Annotated in this window: 19 protein-coding genes and 1 pseudogene; 11 read left to right on the top strand and 9 right to left on the bottom strand. The window is 74.5% G+C overall.

All coding sequences use genetic code 11. The features are described from left to right. The first annotated feature begins 2 nt into the window (after window positions 1-2). A complete protein-coding gene (locus ABZ693_RS19685; protein WP_359878671.1) occupies window positions 3-629 on the top strand; it encodes a TetR/AcrR family transcriptional regulator in 627 nt (208 codons plus the stop codon). 25 nt (window positions 630-654) lie between these two features. Here ABZ693_RS19685 and ABZ693_RS19690 read toward each other — a convergent pair whose 3' ends face one another. Next, complete coding sequence (locus ABZ693_RS19690) at window positions 655-1,512, bottom strand: universal stress protein (RefSeq protein ID WP_359878674.1); 858 nt, start codon at window positions 1,510-1,512, stop codon at window positions 655-657. A gap of 297 nt (window positions 1,513-1,809) precedes the next feature. On the opposite strand from ABZ693_RS19690, the gene ABZ693_RS19695 reads away from it, so the two are divergent. The 5 genes from ABZ693_RS19695 (at window position 1,810) to ABZ693_RS19715 (ending at window position 6,829) form a co-directional block, all read left to right on the top strand. Then, a complete protein-coding gene (locus ABZ693_RS19695) occupies window positions 1,810-2,730 on the top strand; it encodes a universal stress protein (RefSeq protein ID WP_359878677.1) in 921 nt (306 codons plus the stop codon). 52 nt (window positions 2,731-2,782) lie between these two features. Further along, on the top strand, window positions 2,783-3,241 hold the full coding sequence (locus ABZ693_RS19700; RefSeq protein ID WP_359878679.1) for an Hsp20/alpha crystallin family protein: 459 nt from the start codon (window positions 2,783-2,785) through the stop codon (window positions 3,239-3,241). Window positions 3,242-3,611: 370 nt separating this feature from the next. Further along, window positions 3,612-5,078, top strand: a complete 1,467-nt coding sequence (locus tag ABZ693_RS19705) for a phenylacetate--CoA ligase family protein (protein ID WP_359878680.1) — start codon at window positions 3,612-3,614, stop codon at window positions 5,076-5,078. Then, window positions 5,075-6,106 carry a hypothetical protein gene (locus ABZ693_RS19710; RefSeq protein WP_359878683.1) on the top strand — a complete coding sequence of 344 codons (1,032 nt, stop codon included), beginning with the start codon at window positions 5,075-5,077 and terminating at the stop codon, window positions 6,104-6,106. The genes ABZ693_RS19705 and ABZ693_RS19710 overlap by 4 nt, the downstream gene beginning before the upstream one ends. Window positions 6,107-6,241: 135 nt before the next feature. Beyond that, entirely contained in the window at window positions 6,242-6,829 is a 588-nt protein-coding gene (locus ABZ693_RS19715) for a histidine phosphatase family protein (RefSeq protein ID WP_359878685.1), read from the top strand. Window positions 6,830-6,856: 27 nt separating this feature from the next. Here the strand turns inward: ABZ693_RS19715 and ABZ693_RS19720 are convergent, their stop codons facing one another. The 3 genes from ABZ693_RS19720 to ABZ693_RS19730 all read right to left on the bottom strand — a co-directional run bounded on the left by ABZ693_RS19720 (window position 6,857) and on the right by ABZ693_RS19730 (window position 10,348). After that, window positions 6,857-7,510 carry a CBS domain-containing protein gene (locus tag ABZ693_RS19720; RefSeq protein WP_359878688.1) on the bottom strand — a complete coding sequence of 218 codons (654 nt, stop codon included), beginning with the start codon at window positions 7,508-7,510 and terminating at the stop codon, window positions 6,857-6,859. A 164-nt stretch (window positions 7,511-7,674) separates the two neighbouring features. Continuing rightward, the gene (locus tag ABZ693_RS19725; RefSeq protein WP_359878691.1) at window positions 7,675-9,111 is read right to left on the bottom strand and encodes an MBL fold metallo-hydrolase RNA specificity domain-containing protein; all 1,437 of its coding nucleotides are present in this window, start codon (window positions 9,109-9,111) and stop codon (window positions 7,675-7,677) included. Window positions 9,112-9,355: 244 nt separating this feature from the next. After that, complete coding sequence (locus tag ABZ693_RS19730) at window positions 9,356-10,348, bottom strand: Acg family FMN-binding oxidoreductase (RefSeq protein WP_359878693.1); 993 nt, start codon at window positions 10,346-10,348, stop codon at window positions 9,356-9,358. A 420-nt stretch (window positions 10,349-10,768) separates the two neighbouring features. Between ABZ693_RS19730 and ABZ693_RS19735 the strand changes: the two genes are divergently transcribed. The 3 genes from ABZ693_RS19735 (at window position 10,769) to ABZ693_RS19745 (ending at window position 16,229) form a co-directional block, all read left to right on the top strand. Next, window positions 10,769-11,629 (top strand): universal stress protein, encoded by an 861-nt coding sequence (locus ABZ693_RS19735; RefSeq protein WP_359878696.1) that lies wholly within the window; start codon window positions 10,769-10,771, stop codon window positions 11,627-11,629. 7 nt (window positions 11,630-11,636) lie between these two features. Next, window positions 11,637-14,333, top strand: coding sequence for a cation-translocating P-type ATPase (locus ABZ693_RS19740; RefSeq protein WP_359878699.1), 2,697 nt, complete (start codon window positions 11,637-11,639; stop codon window positions 14,331-14,333). A gap of 66 nt (window positions 14,334-14,399) precedes the next feature. Then, a complete protein-coding gene (locus ABZ693_RS19745; RefSeq protein WP_359878702.1) occupies window positions 14,400-16,229 on the top strand; it encodes a GAF domain-containing sensor histidine kinase in 1,830 nt (609 codons plus the stop codon). A 24-nt stretch (window positions 16,230-16,253) separates the two neighbouring features. Here ABZ693_RS19745 and ABZ693_RS19750 read toward each other — a convergent pair whose 3' ends face one another. The 3 genes and pseudogenes from ABZ693_RS19750 to ABZ693_RS19760 form a co-directional block, all read right to left on the bottom strand. Beyond that, window positions 16,254-17,036, bottom strand: coding sequence for a response regulator (locus ABZ693_RS19750; protein WP_359878705.1), 783 nt, complete (start codon window positions 17,034-17,036; stop codon window positions 16,254-16,256). A gap of 63 nt (window positions 17,037-17,099) precedes the next feature. Beyond that, window positions 17,100-18,470 carry an SGNH/GDSL hydrolase family protein gene (locus ABZ693_RS19755; protein WP_359878707.1) on the bottom strand — a complete coding sequence of 457 codons (1,371 nt, stop codon included), beginning with the start codon at window positions 18,468-18,470 and terminating at the stop codon, window positions 17,100-17,102. A gap of 106 nt (window positions 18,471-18,576) precedes the next feature. After that, a pseudogene (locus ABZ693_RS19760) lies at window positions 18,577-19,317 on the bottom strand (glycosyl hydrolase 115 family protein); the annotation flags it as partial. 628 nt (window positions 19,318-19,945) lie between these two features. Between ABZ693_RS19760 and ABZ693_RS19765 the strand changes: the two are divergent. Together ABZ693_RS19765 and ABZ693_RS19770 are read left to right on the top strand one after the other, a co-directional pair. Next, window positions 19,946-22,096: a cellulose binding domain-containing protein gene (locus ABZ693_RS19765; RefSeq protein WP_359878709.1), complete on the top strand. Its 2,151-nt coding sequence runs from the start codon at window positions 19,946-19,948 to the stop codon at window positions 22,094-22,096. Between the two features lie 837 nt (window positions 22,097-22,933). Further along, window positions 22,934-23,299, top strand: a complete 366-nt coding sequence (locus tag ABZ693_RS19770) for a hypothetical protein (protein WP_359878711.1) — start codon at window positions 22,934-22,936, stop codon at window positions 23,297-23,299. 146 nt (window positions 23,300-23,445) lie between these two features. Here the strand turns inward: ABZ693_RS19770 and ABZ693_RS19775 are convergent, their stop codons facing one another. Together ABZ693_RS19775 and ABZ693_RS19780 are read right to left on the bottom strand one after the other, a co-directional pair. After that, entirely contained in the window at window positions 23,446-24,765 is a 1,320-nt protein-coding gene (locus ABZ693_RS19775; RefSeq protein ID WP_359878714.1) for an MFS transporter, read from the bottom strand. Further along, window positions 24,762-25,301, bottom strand: a complete 540-nt coding sequence (locus ABZ693_RS19780; protein WP_359878716.1) for a helix-turn-helix domain-containing protein — start codon at window positions 25,299-25,301, stop codon at window positions 24,762-24,764. The genes ABZ693_RS19775 and ABZ693_RS19780 overlap by 4 nt, the downstream gene beginning before the upstream one ends. Between the last annotated feature and the right edge of the window lie 133 nt (window positions 25,302-25,434).

The raw sequence follows: 25,434 nt of genomic DNA on the forward strand, positions 1-25,434 counted from the left end.
TCATGACCACCCGATCCGCCACCGCCCGCGCGGGCAAGGCCGGGGAGCCGGGGTCCGGCGACGCCGGGCCGCCCCGCGGCCCCGCCCGCCGGGACGCCGAGGCGACGAAGGCCGCGATCCTCCGGGCCGTCCGCCACCTCCTCGCCCGGCACGCGCAGGCGGACATCACGCTCAAGGCGGTCGCGGACCGGGCCGGGGTCAGCGCGCCCCTGATCCTCAAGTACTTCGGCAACAAGGACACGCTCTTCGCCCAGGTCATGTCCTTCGAGGAGGACGCCGCGGCGCTGCTGGACGCCCCGCTCGCGGACCTCGGCCGGCACATGGTCCGCCACGTCCTGGTGAGCCAGACCGAGCAGGGCGCCGACCCCGTCCTGCGGATCGTGTTCGCGCCGCTGCACGGCGAACAGGGCGACATCCTGCGCACCAACTTCCGTACGCAGGTCGTGGACCGCCTCGCCGGCCGGCTGGGCGGCCCGGACGCGGGCCTGCGCGCGGAGCTCGCGGTGGGCGCACTGCTGGGCCTGGGCGTGATGTTCGGCATCGCGCGCGGCGCCGAGGTACGGGCCGCGGACATCGACGACCTCGTCGCCCGCTACGGCCCCCTCGTCCAGGCGCAGCTGACGCCCTGAGCCGGGCCACGGGGCGCTGGTGCCGTCACTCGGACGGCACCAGGGCCACCGGCGGCCGGGCGTGGTGCAGCACGGCGTGGGCCGTGCTGCCGATACGTCCGCCCCACGGCGAGCGACGCGTGCGGCGGCCGATCACCACGAGCGCGGCGTGTTCGGCGGCCCGGATCAGCGCCGGCCCGGCCGAACCGGCGACCACCCGGCCGGTGGTCGTCACCTCGGCGTCGTACTTCGCCCGCCAGGGGTCGATCAGCTCGTCGAGCGCGCGCCCGATCGCGGGGCTGACGGAGTAGCGGAGGTCGGGCGCCATGGCGGGCCCGGGCGTCGCGAACGGCGGCAGCCGCTGCGCGTACACGATCTCCAGCCGGGCGCCGCGCCGCGCCGCCGCGTCGAAGGCGAATTCCAGGACGTCGTGGTCCGGCCGGTGCGGGTCGACGCCCGCCACGACCGTGTTCCCGGGCGGTGAGCCGCCGTCCGGCCGTACGAGGACGACGGGGCGTTCGGCCAGGCCGGCGACGGCCGTCCCGACCGAGCCCACGACATACCCGGACGCCCGGCCCAGCGCGCGCGAGCCGAGCACCAGCAGAGTGGCGTCCTCGCTCTCGGCGACGAGGCCCGGTACCGGATCGGCGGGCAGGAGGCGGGTGGTCACCGGCAGGCCGTGATGGCGTTCGCGCAGGACGGTGGCCGTACGGGCGAGCAGGTCGCGCGCCCACTCCTCGACGGGTCCGCGGGCGACGCACGGCGTCACGGCCTCCGGCGACGGCTCGCACACGTGCACGAGCCGCACCCCGGTCCCGCGCAGTTCCGCCTCGTCCGCCGCCCACCGCGCGGCGGCGTCCGCCTGCTCCGTACCGTCCAGGCCGACCACGATGCTCCGCGTCATGACCGGTCACCTCCTCGTGGCCGGAGCGGTACGCGCCGTACCGGCTCCCGCACCCTTCGAGCCTGTCCCCGGCGACGGCCCGGTGACAAGGGCCGAACGGGGGCCGAACGGGGTCGGAAAGGGACGGAAGGGGAACCAGGCAGCCCTGGCGAGGGTCCCCGGCCGGTGCTTTTCTGAAAGGGAGGAGGGGCCTGCGGGACGCGGAGAAGCGGCTTCGGGCCGCGCACCGCGCGATCAGGATCCGCGAGAAGCGGATGGGCCCCTCCTCCCGGAACGACACGCAAGGCGGTGGGCAGGATGGAACGTCCCGTGGTGGCGGGAGTCGACGGATCCGAGACCGGGCTCGCGGCCCTGGACTGGGCCGTGGACGAGGCCGAACGGTACGCGCTGCCGCTGCGGATCGTCCACGCCTCGCTCTGGGAGCGGTACGAGGGAGTGGAGACCGACCCGGCCGCGGACCGGCCCACCGGCCAGGACGAGGCCGAGGACATCGTCGCCGCCGCGGCCGAACACGCCCGGCTCCGCGCCCCTGGCGTCGCGGTCACCACCGCGGTCCTGCCCGACGACCCGGCCGGCGCGCTGCTCCGGGAGGCGGAGGAAGCCGCCCTCGTGGTCGTGGGCAACCGGGGGCGCGGCGAGTTCACCGGTCTGCTGCTCGGCTCCGTGAGCCTGGTGGTGGCCGCGCGGTCCTCCTGTCCGGTCGTCGTGGTCCGCGGCGACCGCTACACCCGGGACGCCGGGCACGGGCGGGTCCTGCTCGGGATCGGCGCGTATGACGTGGACTCCCCGGCCGTACGCTTCGCCTTCCGCGAGGCGGCCCTGCGCGACGCGGAACTCGACGTGGTCCGCGCCTGGCGGCGGCCGTCGCCCCGGCACACCGGCCATCCGCTCCTCACCGGCGAGGCCGGCGGCGGAGACGAACGCGGGGCGTCCGATCTGCTCGACAAGGCACTGGACGCGCTCGTGCGCGAGCACCCCCGGGTAGCGGTGCGCCGCGTCACGGTGGAAGGCGCCCCCCACCGGGTGCTGGTCCAGCGCTCCGCCGCCGCCGACCTGCTGGTCGTGGGCGCGCGCCGCCGCGACGCGCTCGTCGGCCTGGAACTCGGCCGGGTCGCCCACCGCGCCCTGCACCACGCCGAATGCCCGGTCGCCATCGTCCCGCAGTACCCGCCGCGGGGTCAGGAAGAACCGGAGGGCGCGGAGGACACGGAGGGCTAGGAGAGGGCGGAGGGCCAGGAGGGCGCGGAGGGCCAGGAGAGGAGAGAGAACGATGAGCGGACGCAAGATCGAACGCAGGCACATGTCCTTCCCGGACTTCGAGGACTGGTTCGGCCACTCGTTCCCGGGCCTTCCCGGCTGGCACCCCGCCACGGCGCCCCACTCGATCCCGGTGGAGATGTCCACCGGAGACGGCGCGTACGTGCTGCGCGCCGAACTGCCCGGGGTGGACCCCGACCGCGACCTCACCATCACCGCCGACGGCGACCTCCTGACCGTGCGCGCCGAGCACGTGGAGAGCACGGAGGACAAGGACCACTCCGAGTTCCGCTACGGATCCTTCCGCCGGACCGTACGCCTTCCGGTGCCCATCCCCGCCGACGGTGTCGACGCCTCGTACACGAACGGCATCCTCACCATCCGCGTCCCGATGCCCGACGAGAGCACCAGCACCGCGCGCACCATCCCGGTCAGACGGGCGGACGGCGGCGGCGCGTCCGAGGCGTCGTAGGCGTTCCAGGCGTATTGACTGCACCCGCATGATCGAGGGTCTGCCGCAGGCATGATCGAGGGCCCGTCGTGGGGGTGGACGCGGGCCCGCCGCGCAGTGCGCGGATTCAGGTCGGGCGATCCCATTGAGCCACCCACGTCCGTACTCTAACCTCTCGTTCATCGAACGGCCGTTCTGGCCGGGAGTGCACCACCTGGAGCCCAGCAACCCCCTGTCGGGGCGCGAGAAGAGGGAGATCCATCATGGTCAAGCACTACATCAAGTACGCCTTCAGCACGCTCACCGCGGCGATGTTCGCCAGCATGGTCTGACGACCGGCCCCGGCCTGGACCGGGAATCGGATTCCCGGTCCAGGAGCCAGGAGGCGTACGTGTTCGGCACTGCTTTCAGACAACTGCGGTACAGCACGGCGATCCTGCGCAACCGCCGGATCCGGCCACAGGACCTCGAACGGATCGCCCGCGATCTGCTGGAGACCCTGGCGGAGTTCGGCGAGCCGGGGGAGGACTCGGTCCTGCTGCCCGGGCAGTCCGGGGCGGTCGACCCCGACGTACGCCGCACGGTCACCGCGCGCAGTCTGCGGGCCACCGCCCGCGCGGCCGTCCGGCACACCCCCTACTACCGGCAAGCCTTCCAGGACCTGGGCCTCGACCCCGACGGGCTCACCCCGGAGACCTGGGAACAGGTGCCGGTCACCCCCAAGTCCGCCCTGCGCGGCCTGCCCGCCGCCTTCGTCTCCGCCGCGTCGGCCCCCGCGCTGATGGCGCTCACCACGGGGACCAGCGGGACGCCGACCACCGTCTGGTACTCGCGGGCCGAGGTGGAGATCATGGTCGCCATGAGCACCGTCTCCGCCGTGCTCGGCATGGGACTGCGGCCCCGGCACAGCATGGCCTACGCGGGCTGCTCCCGGGCGACCCTGCCGCTGCTCAACGTGGAGGAGTCGGTGACCCGGATCGGCGCGGCGTTCGTACCGATCGGCACCGTCGACCCGGCGGTGGCGCTCGACCGGCTCGCGACCCCGCTCGGACTGCGCGGCAAGGCCCCGCAGATCACCCACCTCACCGTCTCGGCGTCCTATCTGTCCGCCCTGGTCGAGGAGGCGGAACGGCACGACTGGCAGCCGTCGGACTTCGGCCTCGACTCGGTCGGCGTCGGCGGCGAGGTGCTCTCCGAACCGCTGCGGAAGCGGGCGGAGGCGGCCTTCGGGGCCCGGATCACGACCTCGTACATGATGACGGAGACGGTGCCGTCCGGCGGCACCCCCTGCGGCGCGGGACATCTGCACCACACCACCGAGTTCGGGCATCTGGAGGTGCTCGACCCCGAGACGCACGAGCCCACACCGCCCGGCGGGGTGGGCGTCATCGTCCAGACGCCGTACGTCCCGTACCGGGACTGCACCCTGCTGCTGCGCTACGACACGGGCGACCTGGTCCGGCGGCCCGCGACCACGCCGGAGTGCGAACTCGCCCACATGCCCGCGACCTCGCTCATCCTTGGCCGCTGGTCCGGCCCGTCCAGCCGGGCGGTGACCACCCGGTCGCTGCTCGACCTGCTGGAGGCGGAACAGGACGTACCGCTGCCCGCCCGCTACGCCCTGGAGGAACGGCCCGGGGGGCCGCTGCTCCACGTCCTGACCCGCCGCCGGGCCGATGCCGGGCTGCTGGGAAGGCTGGAGGACCGGGCCACCGCCGCCGGCCTGGCGCTGGCCGGCATAGCGCTCCACGACGACCCGGCCGGAATGCCGCCCACCGGCCCGGTCCGCGCCGACCTGCGCGAGCACACCTTCGAATCGGCCCGCCCGGCCACCGCACCCCTCGGGAGCCCGGCATGAGCACCACGGCCCTGCTCGGCCTCAACGGCTGCGTCCTCGCGGCCATGGCGGCGGGCGCCGCGTACTTCCACCGGGTGCGGATGCCCCGGCCCCCGGTGGGACGGTACGAACTGCCCGACGTCGCCGTGATGTACGTCGTGGTGGTGGCGGCTCCGCTGCTCTACCTGGTCCTGCCGCGCGCCGCCGTGGCGACCGTGTTCGGCCTGGTGCTCTGCGCGGCGCTGCAGTTCACCCTCGCTCCGCTGACCGGAGCCGGCCGGGCCTGGGCGATCGCGGCGGCCGCGGTCGCCGCCACCACCGTGACGGCCCTGCTCGGCCGCCCGCTCGCCGTGATGGTGCTCACCGACCTGCTGCTCGTGACGGCGGTGGCGGGGGTCGCCACCATGTGGGCGCAGAGCGGGATGCGGTCCGCCCACGCGGCGTGGTTCGCGGGCGCGCTCGCCTGCTACGACCTGGTGGCCACCGGGCTCACGTCGGTCATGGACCGGTTCGCCGCCCAGGTCATGGGGCTGCCGTTCGCCCCGCTGCTCGCGGTGACGCGGGGCGAGCCGCCGGTGGCGCTGGGCCTCGGCGACCTGCTGCTCCTGGTGCTGTTCCCGCTGACGGCGGTCAAGGCGTTCGGGCGGGCCGCCGGCGTTCTCGCGGCAGCGGTCGGGCTCGCGGTGTCCGGCGTGGTCAGCGTGCTCTTCGCCCAGGGCGTCCTGACCGGCGCCTTCCCGCTCCTGACGGCGCTGGGGCCGCTGATCGTCCTGCAGCACCTGGTGTGGACGCGGGTGCGGGGCGGTGAGCGCACCACCGCCGAATGGCGGGCGGGCCGGGCGCGGCCGACGCCGCCCGCGGCGTGCGCGGAGCCCGACCCCGTGATCCTCCGGGCCCTCCGGCCGACCGCTCCGGCGGACCCTGTCGACGGCGTGTGGCTGGCCGTGGCGGACGGCCGGGTGGTGGGCGCAGGAGCGTCTCCGGGCCGGGCCCGCAGGGACGCCCGGATCCGCGGCTGCGATTCCGTACCCGTGATCCGCCGGGCGTAGCACCCGACCCGGATCCCTCTCCCTGGCCTGACGTGCTCCGAAGGACGGGCCTTGGGCCCCCGCCGCGTTCCGCGGCATCGTGGGGCGGGAGGAACGCGGTTCACAGGACCGTGTGTCCGGATAGCGTGCTCCGCCATGGGTGAACTCATAGTGATCAGGCATGGGCAGACCGCGTGGAGCCTGTCCGGCCGACATGCCGGGCGGACCGATGTGCCGCTGACCGAGGCGGGGGAGGCGGCGGCCCGGGCGCTGGCGCCGAGGCTGGCGGGCCGCCCGTGGGCCGCGGTGTTCAGCAGCCCGCTGAGCCGTGCCCTGCGGACCGCCGAGCTGGCCGGGCTCACCGGCGCCGAGCCCGATCCCGACCTGCTGGAGTGGGACTACGGCGGCTACGAGGGCCTGACCGCCGAGCAGATCAAGGAGTCGCGGCCCGGCTGGGACCTGTGGCGGGACGGAGTCGTCCCCGGCGACGCCGGCCATCCCGGCGAGCGGCTTCCGCAGGTGGCCGCGCGCGTGGACGCGATGCTCGACCGCATCCGGCCGCTGCTGAGCGAGGGCGATGTCGCCGTCGTCGCGCACGGCCATCTCACCCGCGTCCTCACCGTGCGCTGGCTCGGTCTCGACGCGTCCGCGAGCGGGCTGCTCGGGCACCCGCATCCGGGCACCCTCGCCTTCCTGGCCACCGAGGACGGACAGCCGTACCTCGCCGGCTGGAACGTTCCGTAGGCCGTACGGAGGCGGAGGGAGCGGCGGTCACGCGTCGTCGGCCGCCGTGAGCTCGGACCGTACGTCCACCACGCCCTCGACCGTCCGCGCGAGCCGGGCCGCGAGCGGGACGAGCGTGCTGTCGCGGACCTCGCCGGACAGATGGACGACGCCCCCGCGCACCCGTACCTCGACCCGGTCGCGGGAGAGCGGGAACAGGTGGTCGACGACGTCGCGCCGGATCTCGGCGGCGAGTTCCTCGTCCGTGCGGAGGAAGACCTTGAGCAGGTCGGCCCGGCTCACGACGCCCTGAAGCATGCCGTCGGCGTCGACGACCGGCAGCCGCTTGACGCGCCGGGTCGCCAGGATCCGGGCGGCCTGGGGCAGGGGTGCGTCGGGGCCGATGGTGACGGCGGGCGAGGTCATCAGATCCCCGGCGTTCCGGGAACCGGCCTTGACCATGGCGTCGAGATGCCGCAGCCGCTCCCGCACGCCGGGGCGGCGGTCGCGGTACTCCTCCTTGACCAGCAGATCGGCCTCGGAGACCACGCCGACGACCCGGCCCTCGCCCTCGATGACGGGCAGCGCGGTCACCTTCCACCGGTCCATCGCGGCGACGATGTCCTTGAACTCCGTGTCCGGCCGTACGGCGACGACCTTCCTGGTCATCACGTCGGCCACGGTGAACGGCTGGGCGGGCATGGCTCTCACTCCTCACCGGAGGACGGCGGACCGGGCGCGGCCGGGCCCGCCGGTCCTTCTGCTGTCAGGATGCCGCATCGTGCCTGTACGGCAGGACCACGCGGGCCGTCCCGGGGACCGGAGGACCCGAACGGGTGGCGGGCAAAGACACGGTGGACGCGGAGTCAGCGGACGAGCACCGCCTCCCCGGAACGGGGCACGACGGCCGTCCAGCCCAGCTCCTGGTCGATCCGGTCGCGCAGCGCCGCCGAGGCGGCCGGCTCCCCGTGGACGAGGTACGTGGTGTGCGGGGCGGGGGCGCCGCGCAGCCAGTCCACCAGCTGGTCCTCGTCGGCGTGGGCGGAGAAGTGCGGCACGTCGGCGACCTCGGCCCGGACCGGCACGTACTCGCCGAACATCTTCAGCACCCGCGCCCCCTCCACCAGGTCCCGCGCCCGGGTGCCGGCCGCGGCGAAGCCGACCACGACGACGGAGTTGCGCGGGTCGGGCAGCAGCCGCCGCAGATGGTGCAGGACCCGGCCGCCGGTGGCCATGCCCGCCGAGGAGACGATGACGGCGGGGCCCGGCGCGCTGTTGATCTCGATGGACTCCTGGACGGTACGGGCGGCCAGGAACGGTGCCGGACTCAGCGCGGCCTCGCCCCGCGCCAGGATCTCGGGACGCAGTTCGGTGGCCCGTTCGCGTACGGCGTCGCGGTAGACGTCGAGCGCGGCCAGGGCCATCGGACTGTCCACGTACACCGGTACGGACGGCGGCAGGACGCCCGTGTCGCGCAGCCGCGCCAGCTCGTGCAGGACGACCTCGGTGCGGTCGATCGCGAAGGCGGGCACGACCACGGTGCCACCGCGGGCCAGGGTCCGCGCGATCACCGAGGCGAACGCCGAGCGCCCGGACTCCTGGTCGTGCCGCCGGTCGCCGTACGTCGACTCCAGGAGCAGCACGTCGGCGCCGGAGAACGGTTCCGGCGGCAGCAGCAGCGGGTGCCCCGGGCGGCCGAGATCGCCGGAGACGGCCAGGGTGTGCCCGTCCTCCAGCGTGAGCCGGGCCCAGGTGGAGCCGAGGATGTGCCCGGCGTGGTGCAGCGTGAGCCGGGTGCCGCCCATGATCTCGACGTCCGCGCCGACCGCGACCGGGTCGACGTACGACAGGGTCTTCTCGACGTCACCGTCGTCGTACAGCGGCTTCGCCGGGCGGTGCCGCGACCAGCCGTGCTCGTTGGCGTGCCGGGCGGCCTCCATCTGGAGCCGGGCGCTGTCGCGCAGCACGATGGCGGCGAGCCGGGCGGTGCGGGCGCTGCACAGGATGGGGCCGCGGAAGCCCTGCCGGACCAGGCGGGGCAGATAGCCGCAGTGGTCGAGATGGGCGTGGGTGACGACGACGGCGTGGATGTCGGCGGCGTCGCGGGCGGTCCGTTCCCAGTTGCGGCGCCGCAGACTGGCGAACCCCTGGAAGAGGCCGCAGTCGACGAGGATCCGCGCGTGGTCGCTCTCGACCAGGAACTTGCTGCCGGTGACGGTGCCCACCGCCCCCAGGAAGCTGAGCAGCGCCGGCCGCGGCGGGGAGGGGGCGGCGGGATCGGGGTGCGGGGCCGTCTCGGGCAAGGTCCGCCCTCCTTCGGAGTCCTTCGAGGTGCTTCGGGTGCGCGTCGTCTCCACGCGGTCGTCCGGGTGGTCCGAGTCGTCCGCGTGGCCTGAGCCGTCTTCACCGTCGCACCGGACGTCCGGTGCGGCCCGTCCCGTGGGCCGAACGGCATACGGGACGGTGCCTCCGGCCCCGTCCCGGCCGTGTCTCGTATCCGTCCCGGCCCCGCCCCGGCCGTCCCCGCCGTACCGCCGTCGGTGCAGGTCAGGCGATTTCGAGGACGTCGGCGACGGGCCTGCGGGGCGTGGCCCGCACCTGGGGGCCGTATCCGAGGCGGATGATCATGTGGACGTAGCCGAGGGCGGACTCGGGGTCCCGGGCGGCGGCCCGGAGTTCGGGCCATTCGAGGGGCTGGGACATGAGGGAGCTGGACAGCCCGTCGAGGGTGGCCTGGAGCAGGACGCGCTGGAGCGCCTGGCCGGTCCGCAGCCACTCGCCGGGGGTGTCCTTGGACGTGCCGAGCAGCACGAGCCGGGGATTCTTCTCGAAGCGCTCAGACGGCCGGTCCGGGGCCCGGTGCGTGGTGTCGAAGTCGCGGACGGGGGAGGTGACGTCGTGCTGCCGGGGGCCGAAGGCGTACGCGGGAATGCCCTCGGTGGCGGGTTCCCGGCCGGCGGCCCCGTCGTGGGTCCAGGCGGCGATCTCCTCGCGCACGGTCGGGTCGGCGGATTCGAACCGTTCGGCTTCGTGGACGAGGTCGAGCAGGGTGTCGGTGTGCCACTCGCCCGGGACGACCATGCGGCACCCCTCGTCGGCGGCCGCGGCCGTGAGCCGGTCGAGGAGTTCGGCGGGAACGGGCCGCTCGGTGAAGGGGAACCGGTTGGTGTGCCGTTCGCGCAGGACGGGCCGGAACGCGGCGAGCGCGTGATCGGGCTCGCCGGCCGCGCCGGACAGCGTCACGTCGGCCAGATGCCACGGATCGCCGACGTCCGGCAGCAGATGGACGTCGGCGTGCCGGCCGTGATGGGCGGCGGCCACGCGCAGGGAGAACAGGGCGGCGCCGCAGCCGAGGTGGAGGTCGCGGTGGTCGGGGTCCTCGCGCGGCAGCGCGCGGTCGGGATCCCCGTGCAGTTCGAGGGTGGACGCGGCCGTCCGGTACACGAACCGCCAGGGCTGGGCGTTGTGCATCGACGGGGCCGTGACGGCGTCCTCGACCAGCGATTCCACGAGCGTTCGAGTCAGATCGGTGAGGGACACGGTGCGTCCTCCCTGTCGGTCACGACGCGCGGTCGTGCACGGAGGAGCGGGCGGTGCCGTCGGTGGTCTGCGGATGCGTCATCGCCGCGCTTCCTGTTCCATGACACCACGGTCCCTCACCCGTGCCGGTTTCGCGAGGGTCGAACGGTCCCGGGGACGGGCCGACCGGCCCATGGCGCCGTCCGGCGGCCCCAGGGGTCCAGGTCGGCGGCCGTGACGCCCCGGGCGCCGGGCCCGTACGAGCCCCGTACACCCGCCTGGGAGACCAGCCCGGGAGACCAGCCCGGGAGACCAGCCCGGGAGACCGGCCTGGAAACCCGGAAGCCGGCCCCGGAAACCAGTACGGGAAACCGGTCCCGGCGAGCCCCAGCACGAGCCCCGGCACGAGCCCCGGCACCAGCCACGACGCGGGAGCACCCCATGACCCCCATCACGGAACGGCGCGAGATCGTCGTCGGCGTCGACCCCGACCAGGACGGACATCCCGCCCTGGACTGGGCCGCCGACGAGGCCCTGCGGCGCCGTCTCGCCCTGCGCCTCGTCGTCGCCGTCCCGCCCGCGCACGACACCCAGCACGTCGACGACAGCCCCCGTCACACCGCGCGGATCGCCGCGGCGCGCGACGCGCTGCGGACGGCGGAGGACGGGGTACGGGCCCGCGCGCCCGAGGCCGAGGTCTCCGCCGCCGTCGTCGACGGGGTCCCGGCCCGGGTGCTCGCCGCGCTCTCGGCCGAGGCCGCGCTCGTCGTGCTCGGCTCCCGGCGGCTCAGCCGCGTCGAGGAGTTCCTGAGCCTGGGCTCCCTCGTGGTCCCCGTCACCGCCCAGGCCCGGTGCCCGGTCGTCGTCGTGGGCGACGCCGAACGCACCGTCGAGGACCCGCCGTACCTCGTCGTCGGGGTCGACGGCAGCCCGTCCTCGCGGGCCGCCGTCGCGCTGGCCTTCGAGGAGGCGGACGTACGCGGCTGCGCGCTGCGCGCCGTCGCCGTCCGGGAACCGTCCCTGTTCGCCCGGCACCCCGGCGACACCGCGCTCGACGCCGAGCGCGGCCTGCTGGCGGAGAGCACCGCCGAAGGAGTACGGGAGCACCCGGACGTCCCCGTCACCCATGAGGTCCTGACCGGTTCGCCCGTCGAGCGGCTCGCGGACGCCGCCGAGCACGCCCTGGCCGTGATCGTGGGCCGGCGCGGGCAGGGCGGATACAGCGGGATGCACGTCGGCTCCGTCGTCCACGGGCTGCTGCACCGCGCCCCCTGCCCGGTGATCACGGTGCCCGCGCGGTGAGCCGGCGGTGAGCGCGGCCGCGGAGCGGGCCCTCCCCTCGGCGCCCGGACCGATGGACGGCCTCACCGAGGCGGAGGCCGCGCGCCGCCTCGCGGACACCGGACGCAACGAGGTGGCCGCGCGCAGGCCCGTACCCCTGCGCACGAGGATCCTGGCCCAGCTGCGCGACCCGCTGATCCTGGTACTGCTCGGCGCCGTGGTCCTCACCCTCGCGATCCGCGACCACCCCGACGCGATCGTCATCGCCCTGGTCGTCGTCGTGAACACCACCGTCGGCGTCGTCCAGGAGATCCGCGCCGACAACGCCGTCGCCGCCCTCTCGGCGCTCAGCGCCCCGCACGCGCACGTCCGGCGGGGCGGGGCCGGCCGGTCCGTGCCGGCCACCGAGGTCGTCCCCGGCGACGTCCTCGTGCTCGGCGAGGGCGACATCGTCGCCGCCGACGCCGAACTCGCCGAGGCGTCCGCCCTGCTCCTGGACGAGTCGATGCTCACCGGCGAGTCCGTGCCCGTGGACAAGGCCGCCGGCGCGGCTCTCAGCGCCGGCACCGTCGTCGTACGCGGCCGGGGCGTGGCGAGCGTGACCGCGACCGGGGCGGCCTCCGCGCTCGGCCGGATCGCCGCGCTGCTCGACGACCGCCGCGAGCCGACCCCGCTGCAGCGCCGTCTCGCGTCCCTCGGGCGGGTCCTCGCCGCCGTGACGCTCGCGCTGTGCGTCCTGGTCTTCGCCCTCGGCCTGGTCCGCGGCCTCCCGCCCGGCACCATGGCGGTCACCGCCATCAGCCTGGCCGTGGCCGCCGTCCCCGAGTCCCTGCCCGCCGTGGTCACCCTCGCCCTCGCCCTGGGCGCCCGCCGGATGGTCGCCCGGCACGCCCTCGTACGACGCCTTCCGGCCGTGGAGACCCTCGGCTCGGTGTCCGTCCTCGCCACCGACAAGACCGGCACCCTGACGGAGGGGCGGATGGTCGTCGAGCGGATCTGGACGCCGGCCGGCGCCGTGGAGCTGACGGGCATGGGGTACGAGCCCGAGGGCGAGGTCCTGGCCGGCGGCCGGCCCGCCGACGCCCCCGCGCTCGACCCCGTACGGGAACTGCTGACCGTGACCTCCCTGTGCAACGACGCGGCGCTGCGCCCGCCGGACGACCCGGAGTCCGGCGCCCGCTGGACGGCGCTCGGCGATCCCATGGAGGCCGCGCTGCTCACGGCCGCGGCCAAGGCCGGTCTGCCGGGACGGCCGGAACTCGCCGCGGACCGGCCCCGGACCGCCGAAGCCCCCTTCGACAGCCTGCGCAAGCGCATGACCACGCTCCACACGGACGGCCGCCCGGGCCGCGTCCTCGTCTGTCTCAAGGGCGCCCCCGAGGCCGTACTCGACCCGGCCGTGCTCGACGAGCCGCCGGACGCCCTGGAGCACGCCCGGCAGGAGGCCGCCCGGCTGGCCGGGCACGGCTACCGGGTGCTGGCCGCGGCCTCGGGTGTACGGGACGACGTACCGGACCCGGTCACCGCGGCGGAGTCGCGGCTCACGCTGCGCGGGCTCGTCGCGCTCCACGACCCGCCCCGGGCGACCGCCGCCACGACCCTGGCCGACTGCCGGGCGGCCGGCATCACGCCCGTCCTCATCACCGGCGACCACCCGGCGACGGCGCGCGCCATCGCCGTCCGGGTGGGGCTCGTACCCGGCACCGGAGTCCGTACCCCGGCCGATTCGGAGGAGGGTGGGACGGGGGACGGCGGCCGGGTCGTCACCGGGGCGGACGTCGCCGAGGGGCGGGTCGCCGACCTCACCGCCGTCCGGGTCTTCGCCCGTACGGATCCACAGCAGAAGCTGGAGATCGTCGAGGCGTGGCGGACCCGGGGCGCGGTGACCGCCATGACCGGCGACGGCGTCAACGACGGTCCCGCCCTGCACCGGGCCGACATCGGCGTCGCCATGGGCGCGCGCGGCACCGAGGTCGCGCGCCAGGCCGCCGACCTCGTCCTCACCGACGACGGGCTGTCCACGGTCGTCACGGCGGTCGAGGAAGGGCGGCGCGTGTACGACAACATCCGCCGCTTCCTCGTCTACGGCATGGCCGGCGGCGCGGCCGAGATCCTGGTCATGCTGACCGGCCCCTTCCTCGGGCTGCCCCTGCCGCTCCGCGCGGGCCAGATCCTCTGGATCAACCTGCTCACCCACGGCCTCACCGGCGTCGCTATGGGCGCCGAACCGGCCGCTCCGGGCACCATGAGGCGCCCGCCCCGCCCGCCGTCCCAGCACATCCTCGGCGGCGGCGCCTGGCAGCGCCTGCTCCTGCTCGGCGTCCTCGTCACGGCGGCTTCGCTCGGCGCGGCGCTCGCCGCCCGCGGCCTCGGCCTCGCCTGGCAGAGCGTCCTCTTCACCGCTCTGCTGGCCGCCCAGCTCGGCGTCGTCCTCGGGCTGCGCGCCCGGCTGCTGACCCGGCAGAACCCCTTCCTGCCGCTGGCCGTCCTCGCCTCCGCCCTGCTGGGCGCGGCGGCCCTGTACGTACCCTTCCTGCGCTCGGTCCTGGAGACCGAGGCGCTCGGCGCGGCGGGCCTCGGCCTCGCCGCCCTCGGCGCCCCCGTCGGGTTCTTCGCGGCGCGGCTGCTGCGGACCGCCTTCCGCCCGAGCGGCCCCGAGGCGGCGGGCGCCCCGGAGGGCTCGGGCGACCCGGCAGGAAGGGACAGGACATCCGCACTACGGTGAAGACCGTGACAGCGGGCGCGACCGCGACGGACCCGGTCCGCGCGTGCGACACGACCGGAGGTTCCGATGGGCCGGGAGGACCGCGGGTCCGCGGACGCGAGACCGCCGCGGCTGCGACTGGACGACCTGCTCGACGAGCTCCAGGCACGCGTCGACGAGATGCGGGGCACCCGGGACCGGCTCGGCGGGCTCCTGGAGGCCGTCATGTCCGTCGGCCGCGGCCTCGACCTGCCCCGGGTGCTGCACGGCATCGTGGAGGCGGCCGTGACGCTGGTGGACGCCGAGTACGGCGCGCTGGGCGTCATCGGCGAGGACCGCACCCTGGTGGAGTTCGTGCCGGTCGGCATCGACGACGAGCGGCGCGAGCGGATCGGAGCGCTGCCCTCCGGCCGGGGCCTGCTCGGCGAACTGATCCGCCACCCCGTACCGCTGCGCCTCGCGGAGCTGTCCGCGCACCCGGCCTCGTACGGCTTCCCGCCCCACCACCCGCCGATGCACTCCTTCCTGGGCGTTCCCGTGCGGGTCCGTGACGAGGTGTTCGGCAACCTCTACCTGACCGAGAAGCGCGGCGGAAAGCACTTCGACGCCGAGGACGAGGCCGTCGTGACCACCCTGGCCGTCGCGGCGGGCGTCGCCGTCGAGAACGCGCGCCTCTACGAGGACGGGCGGCTGCGCCGGCGCTGGCTGGCGGCGGGGTCCGCCGTGACCAACGCCCTGCTGTCCGGGGCGGGGGAGACCGAGGCCCTGGACGGGATGCTCGCCGAGGCCGCGGATCTCGCGGACGCCGACCTCGCGGTGTTCCATCTGCTGGGGCCGGACGGCGAGCCGCTCGGCACGCTGTCCGCCGGCGAAGCGGCCGAGGAGTACCGGCGGATCGCGCCGCCCGGCGGCGAGGGGACGCTGGTCGCGGCGGCGCTCGCGGAGGACGGTCTGCTCATGGTGACCGACGTGGCAGGCGTGACCGATGCGGCCGGGGTGGTCGGCATGGCAGGCACGGCCGACGTGGCCGACGTGGCAGACGTGGCCGATGTGGACGTCCGTTCGGGCGATGTCCCCGGACCCTGGCGGGGCTTCGGGCCGGCGGTGGCCGTCACGGTCGGGACGAAGGAGCGGCTCAGCGGCGTCCTGGTCCTCGCCCGGCGCGGCGGACGTCCGTCCTTCACCCGTACGGAGACCGCCGCGCTGCCGGGCTTCGCCGAGCAGACCGCCCTGGCCCTCGAACTGGCCGAGCGGCGCCGCGACGCCGAGCGGGCGAGCCTCCTGGAGGACCGCGACCGGATCGCCCGTGACCTGCACGACCTGGCCATCCAGCGGCTGTTCGCCACCGGGATGACCCTGCGGAGCGCCCTGCGGTTCGTGGACCACCCCGAGGCGGTGGCGCGGCTGACCCGGGCGATCGACGACCTCGACGCCACCACCAAGATCATCAGGACGACCATCTTCGGCCTCCGGGAGCACGAGACCCCCGGCGTCCCCGCCGGCGAGCCGAAGCTCAGGAGCCGGATCGTCACCGCGGTCGAGCGGGCCGCCCCGGCACTGGGCTTCACCCCGGCCCTGCGCATGGGAGGGCTGCTCGACACCGACGTGCCGGCCGCCACGGCCGAGGAGGTCGTCGCGGTCGTCACCGAGGCGCTCACCAACGTCGCCCGCCACGCGCGGGCCCGCCGGGCCGAGGTGGCGGTCGGCGCCGAGGACGGCGTCCTGGCGGTCACGGTCGGCGACGACGGCATCGGCATCCCGCCGGACGCGGCCCGCAGCGGGCTGCGCAACCTGGCCGAACGCGCCGCGCGCCTGAACGGCGAGCTGACGGTCCGCGCCCGGCCGCGGCCGGAGGGCGGGACCTCGCTCGAATGGCGGATCCCGCTGCGGCCGGCCGCCGGGGAACGGGGCGCCTGAATCGGGGGAGGGAGGCGTGGGGGCCTATCTCCCCTCGGCGTCGCGCCCGTGCGCGCGTTCGTGCCCGGTCTGACTGTGCTCGGTGCGGCCATGCTCTGTGTGGCCGTACTCCGCGCGGGTGTGCTCCGTGCGTTCGTGCTCGTGCACCTCCGCCGCGATCACGGCCGCCTGTACCCGCCGCTCCACCCCGAGCTTCCCCAGCAGCCGCGAGATGTGGTTCTTCACCGTCTTCTCCGACAGATGGAGCCGCTGGGCGATCTGCCGGTTGGTGAGCCCCTCTCCGACCAGGTCGAGGACGGACCGCTCCCGCTCGGACAGCACGGTCAGCCGCGCGTCCTCCGGCGGCTCCCGGTCCGCCGCGGGGCCGCGCAGCGAGCGCATCAGCCGGGCGGTGGTGGCCGGATCGAGCATCGACTGCCCGGCGGCCACGGTCCGTACCGCCGCCACCAGATCGGAGCCCTTGATCTGTTTGAGTACGTAGCCGGCGGCCCCCGCCATGATCGAGTCGACCAAGGCCTCCTCGTCGTCGAACGAGGTCAGCATCAGACATGCCAGGTCCGGCATCAGCGAGCGCAGGTCCCGGCACACCGAGATGCCGTCCCCGTCCGGCAGCCGTACGTCGAGCACGGCCACGTCCGGCCGCAGCGCCGGTCCTCTGGCCAGCGCCTGCGCGGCCGTCGCCGCCTCCCCGACCACCGTCATGTCGGGCTCGTCGTCGATCAGATCGCGCAGGCCCCGGCGGACGACCTCGTGGTCGTCCACCAGGAACACCCGCGCGGGCGCGCCGGACGCCGGGAGATCCGTCATGGCGACCCTGTGCCTTTCGGTGCCGTTGGTCCCCCTTCGAGGATTGTCGGCCCGACCCCCGGTCTAGCGCAGGCCGACGTCCGGTGCCGGCCGGCGCGGTCCGAACAGCCGGACCGGCACCGCGTCGGCCAGCGCCTGGTAGCCGGCCGGGTTCAGGTGCAGACGGTCGCCGGTGTCCCAGGCCTCCCGCAGCCGCCGGGGCCGCTCCGGGTCGCGGACCGCCCGGTCGAAGTCGAGGACGGTGTCGAACCGGCCGCTCGTACGGATCCATCGGTTGACCGTCTGCCGTGCCGCCTCGCGGTGACCGTCCGGGTCGTCGTAGCCGCTGTTGCCGCCGAAGGGCGTCAGCGTGGCCCCGTACACCAAGATGCCCTGCGCGTGCGCCCGTACGACGAGCTGGTCGTAGGCGGCGATCAGATCCTCCGCGACCTTCCGCTGCGCGGCCTCGGTGGCGTCGGCGGTGCCGATGTCGTTGACGCCCTCGAAGAGGATCAGCCAGCCGACGCCGCTCTGGGCCAGGACGTCGCGGTCGAAGCGGGCCGACGCGTTGGGGCCGAGGCCGTCGTTCAGGACGCGGTTGCCGCCGGCCGCCTGGTTGAGGACCGCGACGCCGGAGGTCTCGGGGCGCGCGTGCAGCCGGGCGAGGAGCCGGTCCGGCCACCGGTCGTTGCCGTCGGTGGTGGAGCCCCGGCCGTCGGTCAGCGAGTCGCCCACCACGACGGCGGCCGCGCCGGCGGGCTTCGAGAGGACCTCCACGCCGCTGAGGAAGTACCAGTGGGCGGTGGTGGCCGCTCCGCCGAGATCCGGGTCGTCGACGTGGTTTCCGCTCGTCATGTACGACGTGGTGCGCGAGCCCGGATGCGAGGTGACGGCGTCCGAGGCCTGGCCGTCGGCCAGGTAGAGGGTCACCGTGAGGTTGGAGCCCGGCCGCAGGCCGAGGTCCAGCGGATCGGAGACGGCCTGCGCGCCCACCGGGACCACGGTGGAGGCGCGGCCGCCGAAGGTGACCTTCCGGGTGGTGCCCGGCTGGACGGCGCCGGTTCCGGCGCGGCCGTCGGCCGGGAGGGCCACCGACACGGCGGTGAGGGGCAGGTCCGCGCCGCCGAACGCGTTGGAGAAACGCAGCCGCAGCCGCAGCCGCGATCCGCCGGTCGAGACGTGCACGGTCTGGCGCAGTGTGCTGTCGGCCAGGACCTTGCCCGGCTGGGTGAACGGCGCCGGAGGCATGTTGCCGGGCTCGGTCGGCTGGGGCATCGAGGTCCAGGTGTTCACCCAGTGCCCGGACGCCGTCGCCGCCGCGGATCGCGCGGCGGCGGCCGGGGCCGCGTTCGTCGCGCCGCGCTCACTGTCGGCGGCGGGCGAGGTGGTGAGACCGCCGACGGCGAGGACGGCCGCGGTGGCCAGGCTGACCGCGAGTGCGGAGGATCGGCCCATGAACTGCGTTCCTTTCCGGGGGAGGGGACGGCGTCTCCGGGGTCTCCGGGGGAGGGGATGACATCGCACGGGTCCGTGACGGCGGTGCGCCGGTCCGGCGCCGGATTCAGCGCAGCCGGAGGCTCTCGGGCGGGCCGAGGTAACTGGGCTTGAGGCCACCGGTGTCCACGACGAGGTTCTGCAGCACGACGGTGGGGTCGACCATCCAGAACGTGAGGACGTGGACCCCGGCCGCGGTGATGTGGTGGGCGGTCGTGGTGACGTTCACGTTGTCGGAGGTGTTCCGCTGCCACTGCGCGTTCATCGTGCCGTCGTCGGAGCCGGTGGCCCGGGTGATGTTCACGGTCTGCGGCGGGTCGTCGTCGAAGGAGACGGCGTAGGCGAGACCGCCGTTCGCCGGCACGTCGTTGCGGGGCGACAGATACGCGGACACCGTGACCAGGCCGGTCGTGAAGAGGGTGACGGTGCAGTCGAGGCGGGGGCTGTCGCCGCGGCCCGGGGTCCGCCGGGGAGCGGTGACCGGGAAGGGCTCCATGCCCGATCCGGTCCTGCCGATCCCGGGGACGCGCCGCCAGGTCACGCCGCCCCCGCCGAGGGCGCGGGTGTAGTGGTCGGCCTCGATGGAGACGTGGCCGCGCGCCTCGACGAATCCGCGCAGCCGCCGCCGGGGCACGTCGGGGTGGTCCACCGGGACCTGGACCGTGATCGGCCGGCCGTCGGGACCGGTGACGGTGAGCGGCACCGTGGTGCGGCCCTTGGGGGCGCGGGACCAGTCCGCGCGGACGGTGACGCGGGTCTGGTCCTCGACACGGCCCCTCGGCGCGTCGACGGACAGCCACGGGACACCGGCGTCCGTCGGCTCACGCCGCCCGGAACGCCGTCGTCGGCCGGGGAAGCTCCGCCGGTCTCGCCGTCGGTCTCGGGGGTCTCGGGTCGGGTGGGGGCGGGCCTGCGCCGCGCAGAGTCCATGCCGCTCTCCAGGGAAAGGGAGGTGCCGTCGTCGAGGTGCTCGGGGTGCGTTCTGCTCCCGCGGACCAGGACCAGGACCAGGACCAGGACCGGGGCGGGGGCCGGGACCGAGCCGGTCGGCGCACTGTTCCGCGTGGGGGAAAGGCGACCGCCATCGGCCGGTCGCGAGGCCAGATTGTCGAAAGAGTTTCGATCAAATTCCCGGAAAGTTTCGGGAAGATGACGCGCAACGTTAGGGTCGGCTCGACGGACCGTCAACCCCTTGCGCGTCAACTGCCCCGCCGCGCGCTGCCGTGGGGGCCGGTCGATTGACACCTCCGAGGGCCGCTCCCATCATGGGAGCGCTCCCAAGCCTCATGTGCTCCGCCTCAACTCTCAGGCCGTGCCCATCCGTTGACGTCCTCGCGGTGGTCGGCGCGGCGCCGCACGCCGCACGGTTCCCCGTCTCTCGTCCGGCTCCATCGGCGTGGCCCCGGGCCGGCGTCTCACCCGGGAGGAACACCCCCATGCCGTTCCACAGGAGACCAGCCCGCAGCGCGACCGGAGGGCTTCGCCGCCCGTTCGTCGCCATGGCCTCGATGGCCCTGGCCGTCGCGGCCGCGGCGCTGCCGCTGTCGACACCCGCCTCGGCCGACCCGGCCGCCACGGACGCCACAGGCGACACCACGGTCACGGTCGACGCGAGCGCGGGCCTGGGCACCGTCGACCCCGCCGCGCTCGGCGCCAACACCGCCATCTGGGACGGGTACATGAACGACCCCGAGGTGGCGTCCCTGTACCGGGCCGCGGGGATCGGCTCGCTGCGCTACCCGGGCGGCTCCTACGCCGACATCTACCACTGGGTCGACAACACCGCGCCCGGCGGTTACGTCGCCCCGGGCACCGACTTCGACGCCTTCATGGGCACGGTGCGGGCCTCCGGCGCCCAGCCGATCCTCATCGCCAACTACGGCTCCGGTACGCCGAAAGAGGCCGCCGACTGGGTCCGGTACGCCAACGTCACCAAGGAGTACGGCGCGAAGTACTGGGAGATCGGCAACGAGATCTACGGCAACGGCGTCTACGGCAGCGGCTGGGAGAACGACACCCACGCCGACAAGTCGCCGAACCAGTACGCCCGCGAGGTCAAGGCGTACGCCGCGGCCATGAAGGCGGTCGACCCGACCGTCAGGATCGGTGCGGTGCTCACCATGCCCGGCAACTGGCCGGACGGCGTCGTGGCCGCCGGCGACACCGCCGACTGGAACCACACCGTGCTCGCCGCCGTCGCCCGCGACACCGACTTCGTGAGCGTCCACTGGTACCCCAACACGAGCAGCGGCGACCAATCACTCGCCGCCGTACGGCAGTTGCCCGGTGAACTGCGCGAGGTACGCAGCCTCCTCGACCGGTACGCGGGCGCCGACTCCGCCCGGATCGGCATCGCGATGACCGAGGCGAACTCCAACGCGGGCGGCGGCGCGTTCACCAGTCGCCCCAACGGCCTGTTCGCCGCCGAGGCCATGATGACCGCGCTGGAGAACGGCGTCTTCACCGTGGACTGGTGGGACACCCACAATGGTGCGGGCGCCATCAGCACCGTGAACGGCGAGACCGACCACGGCGACATGGGCATGCTCTCCAACGGCAGCAGCACCGGCGGCGTCTGCGAGCCGGCGGTGAACACCCCGTTCGCGCCGTATTACGGCATCAAGACGCTCGGCGCGCTCAGCGACCCGGGCGACACCATGGTCGCCTCGGGCGCGTCCGGCCCCGAGGTCTCGTCGCACGCGGTGCTCCGGGCCGGCGGCGACCTCAGCGTCCTGCTGCTCAACAAGAGCGCCGGCGCCGCGCACACCGTGGACCTGCGGTACGCGGGCTTCACCCCCGCCTCCGGCGCCCCCGATGTCCAGCGGTGGGCACCCGGTGACGACGGCCCGGTGGACGCGCCCGGCACCGCCACGGCCGCCTCGGCGACCCTGGCCCCATACTCCCTCACCGTCCTGACGATGCACCCGAAGAGCGGCACGGGCTCGTCCGCCGCCACCGTGGGGGCCCCGGGCGCGCCGCGGACCACCGCGGTCGCCGCCGACAGCGCCACCCTGAGCTGGCCGGCCGCCACCGGACCGGTGGACCGGTACGAGGTCTACGAGCAGCTCGGCGCCCGCAGCCAGCTGCTCGGCTCCTCCACCGGCACCTCGGTCACCATTCCCAACCTGCCGGCCGGCTCCCGGCACGCCGTCAACGTGCTGGCCCGGGACCAGGCGGGACGCCTCTCCCGGCCGTCCGTCCCGCTGACCTTCACCACCGGTACGCCGGGCGGCAGCACCTGCACCGTCTCGTACCGGGTGACCTCCGGCTGGGGCAACGGCTTCGTGTCCGACCTCGTGGTGAGCAACGTCGGGCCCGCGGCCGTCGACGGCTGGACGCTGACCTTCGACGGCTGGACGCTGACCTTCGACTGGCCGTCGGCCGGGCAGTCCGTCTCCTCGGCGTGGAACGCGAACGTCACCAGTGAGGGGCGGCGGGTCCATGTGACCAACGGCGAGAACAACGGCCGGCTCGCCCCGAACGGCGGCAACTCCGCCACCTTCGGCTTCGTGGGCGGCAACGACGGCGCCAACCCGTCCCCGACGGCCTTCACCCTCAACGGAACGGTCTGCCGCACGATCTCCTGAACCGCGACGGCCGGACGCGAACGGCCCGCCCCTTCCTGGAGGAGAGGGCGGGCCGATCGTGTCGCTTCAGGGGGCGGGGCTCACGACGTACTGCAGCTCACGCCACTCGGGGGAGTGGAGGGTCCGTTCACCGTGAAGCCGAACGTGGTGCTCGCGCCGGCGCCGAGCGCGCCGTTGTACGCGGCGTTGCGGACGGTGACGTTTCCGCCGGTGCCGGAGGCGGTGCCGCCCGAGGAACCTGAGCTGGTGCCTCCGTTCGTCGTACTGCCGTCCGTCGTACCGCCGTTGGTGGTACCCCCGTTCGTGGTGCCTCCATCGGCCGTCCCGTCATGGGCCGTGCCGCCGTTGGGGGTTGCAGGAGTCGACGGCCGCGCCGGAGGCCTTGAAGGTGGCGGTGTCCGCGCCGAGCCCGCCGACGACGAGGGCCGGCGGGAACGGCCCGGTGCCGGGGGCAGCGAGACGCTCGCCGAGAAGCTCGCGCTCCGGCCCTGGTCGGACACGTTGACGGTGATGACGGCCCTGCGAAGGGGCGGCGGGGTGGGACGCGCCCGGGGCGCGTGCACGCCGAGGGCCGCGAGGGGCCGGAGCCGACCGGGTGGGAGCGCTCCCGGCGCAGGAAGGACCCCGAGAGGTGACAACACGTGCGACGGGGGAGCATGAGGTTGTCCATGCGACCGCGTGCGGGAGTGACCTCGACAGGCCCAGAGCGGGGCTTCCCTCAGTATTGCGAGTCCCACGAGGCTCGGGAGCGGTCCTATGGTCGGGGGCGTTCCGACGACCCGCATCCCGACGGGGGATTCATGCGGAGTCGTACGGCCACGCAACGAGGGGAATCCGATGAACAACTTCACGCGTGCGGTCGCGGGTGGCGCCGCGGCCGTCGCTCTCGCGGGCGGGTTGCTGGGTACGAGTGCGGGGTCGGCCTCGGCGGACGCGGGCGACTGTGCCCGAGGGGCTGTGTGCATCTACCCCGAGGGCACGGGAATCGAGACCAGCAAGCCGACCAACGCCTACTGGTCCCGTGGAGTCCACCAGCTCTACGGCCAGTACAACTGGCACTTCGTCTTCAACCGCCAGACCGACGGTTGGACCGTGCGGCTGTGCAAGGGAAGCAACGGCACGAACTGCGGGGCGAAGATCGAGGCGGGATGGGCCGTCTGGGCCAACCTCACGGACATCAACTCGATCCTCATCGAGCCGTAGTCGGGACGCGGTTCTCTTTCGGCCGAGCGGGCGCGGGCGTGTGTCCGCGCCCGCTCGACGGGTTCCGTGGCACCCTTACCCGCCCGAGACCGTCGGAGAAAGGCCGCACAAACCCTGTCGACCGGCCTTTACTTGACGGATCGATCTCAGGGCGCGGGACTCCGTTCCGGCTCGGCCGCCTTGGCCGTCGTTGCTGTCTTGGTCGACGACGCGGCCGGGGCGACGACCTCCGAGTGCCCCGTCCCGACGGTCAGGGAGCGGACGTCCTTGCTGCACAGCGCCGCGACAGTGGCGAGCGCGATCAGGCAGCCGCCCCCGAGCAGGGTCGTCCGGATGCCGAAGCGTTCGGAGAGGAGTCCCGCCGTCATCTCGCCGAGCGGCAGGGCGAGGATCGAGCCGAGCATGTCGTACGAGTAGACCCGCGCCAGCCGGTCGGCCGGCACGTTCTCCTGGAGCGACAGGTCCCAGGCGACCCCGAACTGCTCCAGGGCGAGGCCGTTGACGAACATCGCCCCCACCAGCAGGGCCAGCGGCGCCGACTCGGCCAGCGCCAGCAGCGGCAGCGCGTCCAGGGCCACCACGGCCACCCCGATCCGCAGAGCGTGCCGGGAGCGCGAACGGCCCACCAGGAAACCGCCGATGAGCGCGCCGCCCATCTGGACCGCCAGCACCAGCCCCCACGCGGTGCGCCCGTACACGCTGTCGGCGAGGGTGGGTCCGAGCACCTGGATGCCGCCCGCCGTCACGGCGTTGACCACGAAGAACTGGAGGACCACGACCCACACCCAGGTCCGCTCGGTGAACTCCTGCCAGCCCTCCCGGAGTTCACGCAGTGGCCGGGCCGGGGTCCGCTCCGCCGGTGTGGCCCGGGGTACCCGTACGCCGTGATAGGCGAGGGCGGCGAGGGCGAACACGACGGCGTTGGCGGCGATGCCCCAGCCGGGGCCGGCGACGGCCGTGACCATGCCGCCGCCGGAGGCTCCGGCGATCATGCCGGCGTTCACGCCCATCCGGCTCAGCGCGTTGGCGGCGCGCAGCTCCCCGGCCGGCACGGTCTGCGGGACCAGCGAGGCGGACGCGGGCATCGACAGCGCGGACACCGCGCCGTTCACCACGCTCAGCGCGACGAGCACGCCGATCGAGGCGGCGTCGGTGAGCAGTGCGAGCGCGGCCGCCGCCTGCACCGTCGCCGCGGCCAGGCTGGAGCCCTGCAGGATCAGGGCGCGCGGCATCCGGTCGGCGAGGATCCCGCCGAAGAGGACGAGGAGGATATTGGCGATCGACCGCGCGCCGACGACGATTCCGACGTCGATCGCGGAGCCGGTCAGGTCGAGCACGGCGAAGGCCAGCGCGATGGGCGCCATGGCGTTGGCGCAGTGCGTCATCGTCCGGCCGGCCACCAGATCGCGGAAGCTCCGGTGCCGCAGCGGTGCCAGCACGGAGGCCTTCTCGGCGGACGCGGTCACTCCGGGGTCCCCTTCCGGTCCATCTCGAACATCATGAGCGTCGCGCTGGCGCGTACGGTGCCCGGCGTGTCGGGCGGCCGCGCCGCGTCGTGCAGCAACACGCCCAGCTCCTTGGCGAGTTCACGCACTCGCTGCCACGCCTCGGGAGGCAGCCACACCTCGGCGTCGGAGAACGCGCCCGGCGCTCCCGGCACCAGTTCGAGGCTGCGGCGCCGCAGTTCCTCGGAGACGGCGGAGGCCAGGACCGCGTAGTCGGCGAGCGATCCGGCGGGCACGGACTCGCCGCTCGCCGGATCGTGGCGGTACCGCTTGGCCCGGCCGCCGCGTACGGACGTCTCCTCGGCCAGCTCCAGCAGGCCGGCGGCCAGCAGATGGCGCATGTGGTAGCTGATGTTCGCCTGCGATTCGCCCAGTTCACGGGCCGCCTCGCTGGCGCTCAGGGAGCGCGCCGTGAGCAGGGACAGCAGGCGCAGGCGCAGCGGATGGGCCAGCGCGCGCATGCCGCTCAGCTCCGCGCGTCGTTCGGTAGCGGACATGGCCAGGAGTATCCGGGCCGGATCCACGCACTGTCAAACACTTCTTTTGAGGTCGGGATCCCGAGGCCCGTGCCGGGCGTGCCGACGGGTGTGACAGGGTGCGCGGAAGCCGGCCGCGGGGCCGGGTGGCGGA

The sequence above is a fragment of the Streptomyces laurentii genome, from assembly GCF_040635425.1.
Classification (GTDB): domain Bacteria; phylum Actinomycetota; class Actinomycetes; order Streptomycetales; family Streptomycetaceae; genus Streptomyces; species Streptomyces laurentii.

What these genes read in the sequence shown, in the direction of transcription:
- ABZ693_RS19685 (WP_359878671.1), top strand. Translation starts at nt 3, where the DNA reads ATGACCACCCGATCCGCCACCGCCCGCGCGGGCAAGGCCGGGGAGCCG.
- ABZ693_RS19690 (WP_359878674.1), bottom strand. Translation starts at nt 1,512, where the DNA reads ATGACGCGGAGCATCGTGGTCGGCCTGGACGGTACGGAGCAGGCGGAC.
- ABZ693_RS19695 (WP_359878677.1), top strand. Translation starts at nt 1,810, where the DNA reads ATGGAACGTCCCGTGGTGGCGGGAGTCGACGGATCCGAGACCGGGCTC.
- ABZ693_RS19700 (WP_359878679.1), top strand. Translation starts at nt 2,783, where the DNA reads ATGAGCGGACGCAAGATCGAACGCAGGCACATGTCCTTCCCGGACTTC.
- ABZ693_RS19710 (WP_359878683.1), top strand. Translation starts at nt 5,075, where the DNA reads ATGAGCACCACGGCCCTGCTCGGCCTCAACGGCTGCGTCCTCGCGGCC.
- ABZ693_RS19715 (WP_359878685.1), top strand. Translation starts at nt 6,242, where the DNA reads ATGGGTGAACTCATAGTGATCAGGCATGGGCAGACCGCGTGGAGCCTG.
- ABZ693_RS19720 (WP_359878688.1), bottom strand. Translation starts at nt 7,510, where the DNA reads ATGCCCGCCCAGCCGTTCACCGTGGCCGACGTGATGACCAGGAAGGTC.
- ABZ693_RS19735 (WP_359878696.1), top strand. Translation starts at nt 10,769, where the DNA reads ATGACCCCCATCACGGAACGGCGCGAGATCGTCGTCGGCGTCGACCCC.
- ABZ693_RS19745 (WP_359878702.1), top strand. Translation starts at nt 14,400, where the DNA reads ATGGGCCGGGAGGACCGCGGGTCCGCGGACGCGAGACCGCCGCGGCTG.
- ABZ693_RS19750 (WP_359878705.1), bottom strand. Translation starts at nt 17,036, where the DNA reads ATGACGGATCTCCCGGCGTCCGGCGCGCCCGCGCGGGTGTTCCTGGTG.
- ABZ693_RS19755 (WP_359878707.1), bottom strand. Translation starts at nt 18,470, where the DNA reads ATGGGCCGATCCTCCGCACTCGCGGTCAGCCTGGCCACCGCGGCCGTC.
- ABZ693_RS19765 (WP_359878709.1), top strand. Translation starts at nt 19,946, where the DNA reads ATGCCGTTCCACAGGAGACCAGCCCGCAGCGCGACCGGAGGGCTTCGC.
- ABZ693_RS19770 (WP_359878711.1), top strand. Translation starts at nt 22,934, where the DNA reads ATGAACAACTTCACGCGTGCGGTCGCGGGTGGCGCCGCGGCCGTCGCT.
- ABZ693_RS19780 (WP_359878716.1), bottom strand. Translation starts at nt 25,301, where the DNA reads ATGTCCGCTACCGAACGACGCGCGGAGCTGAGCGGCATGCGCGCGCTG.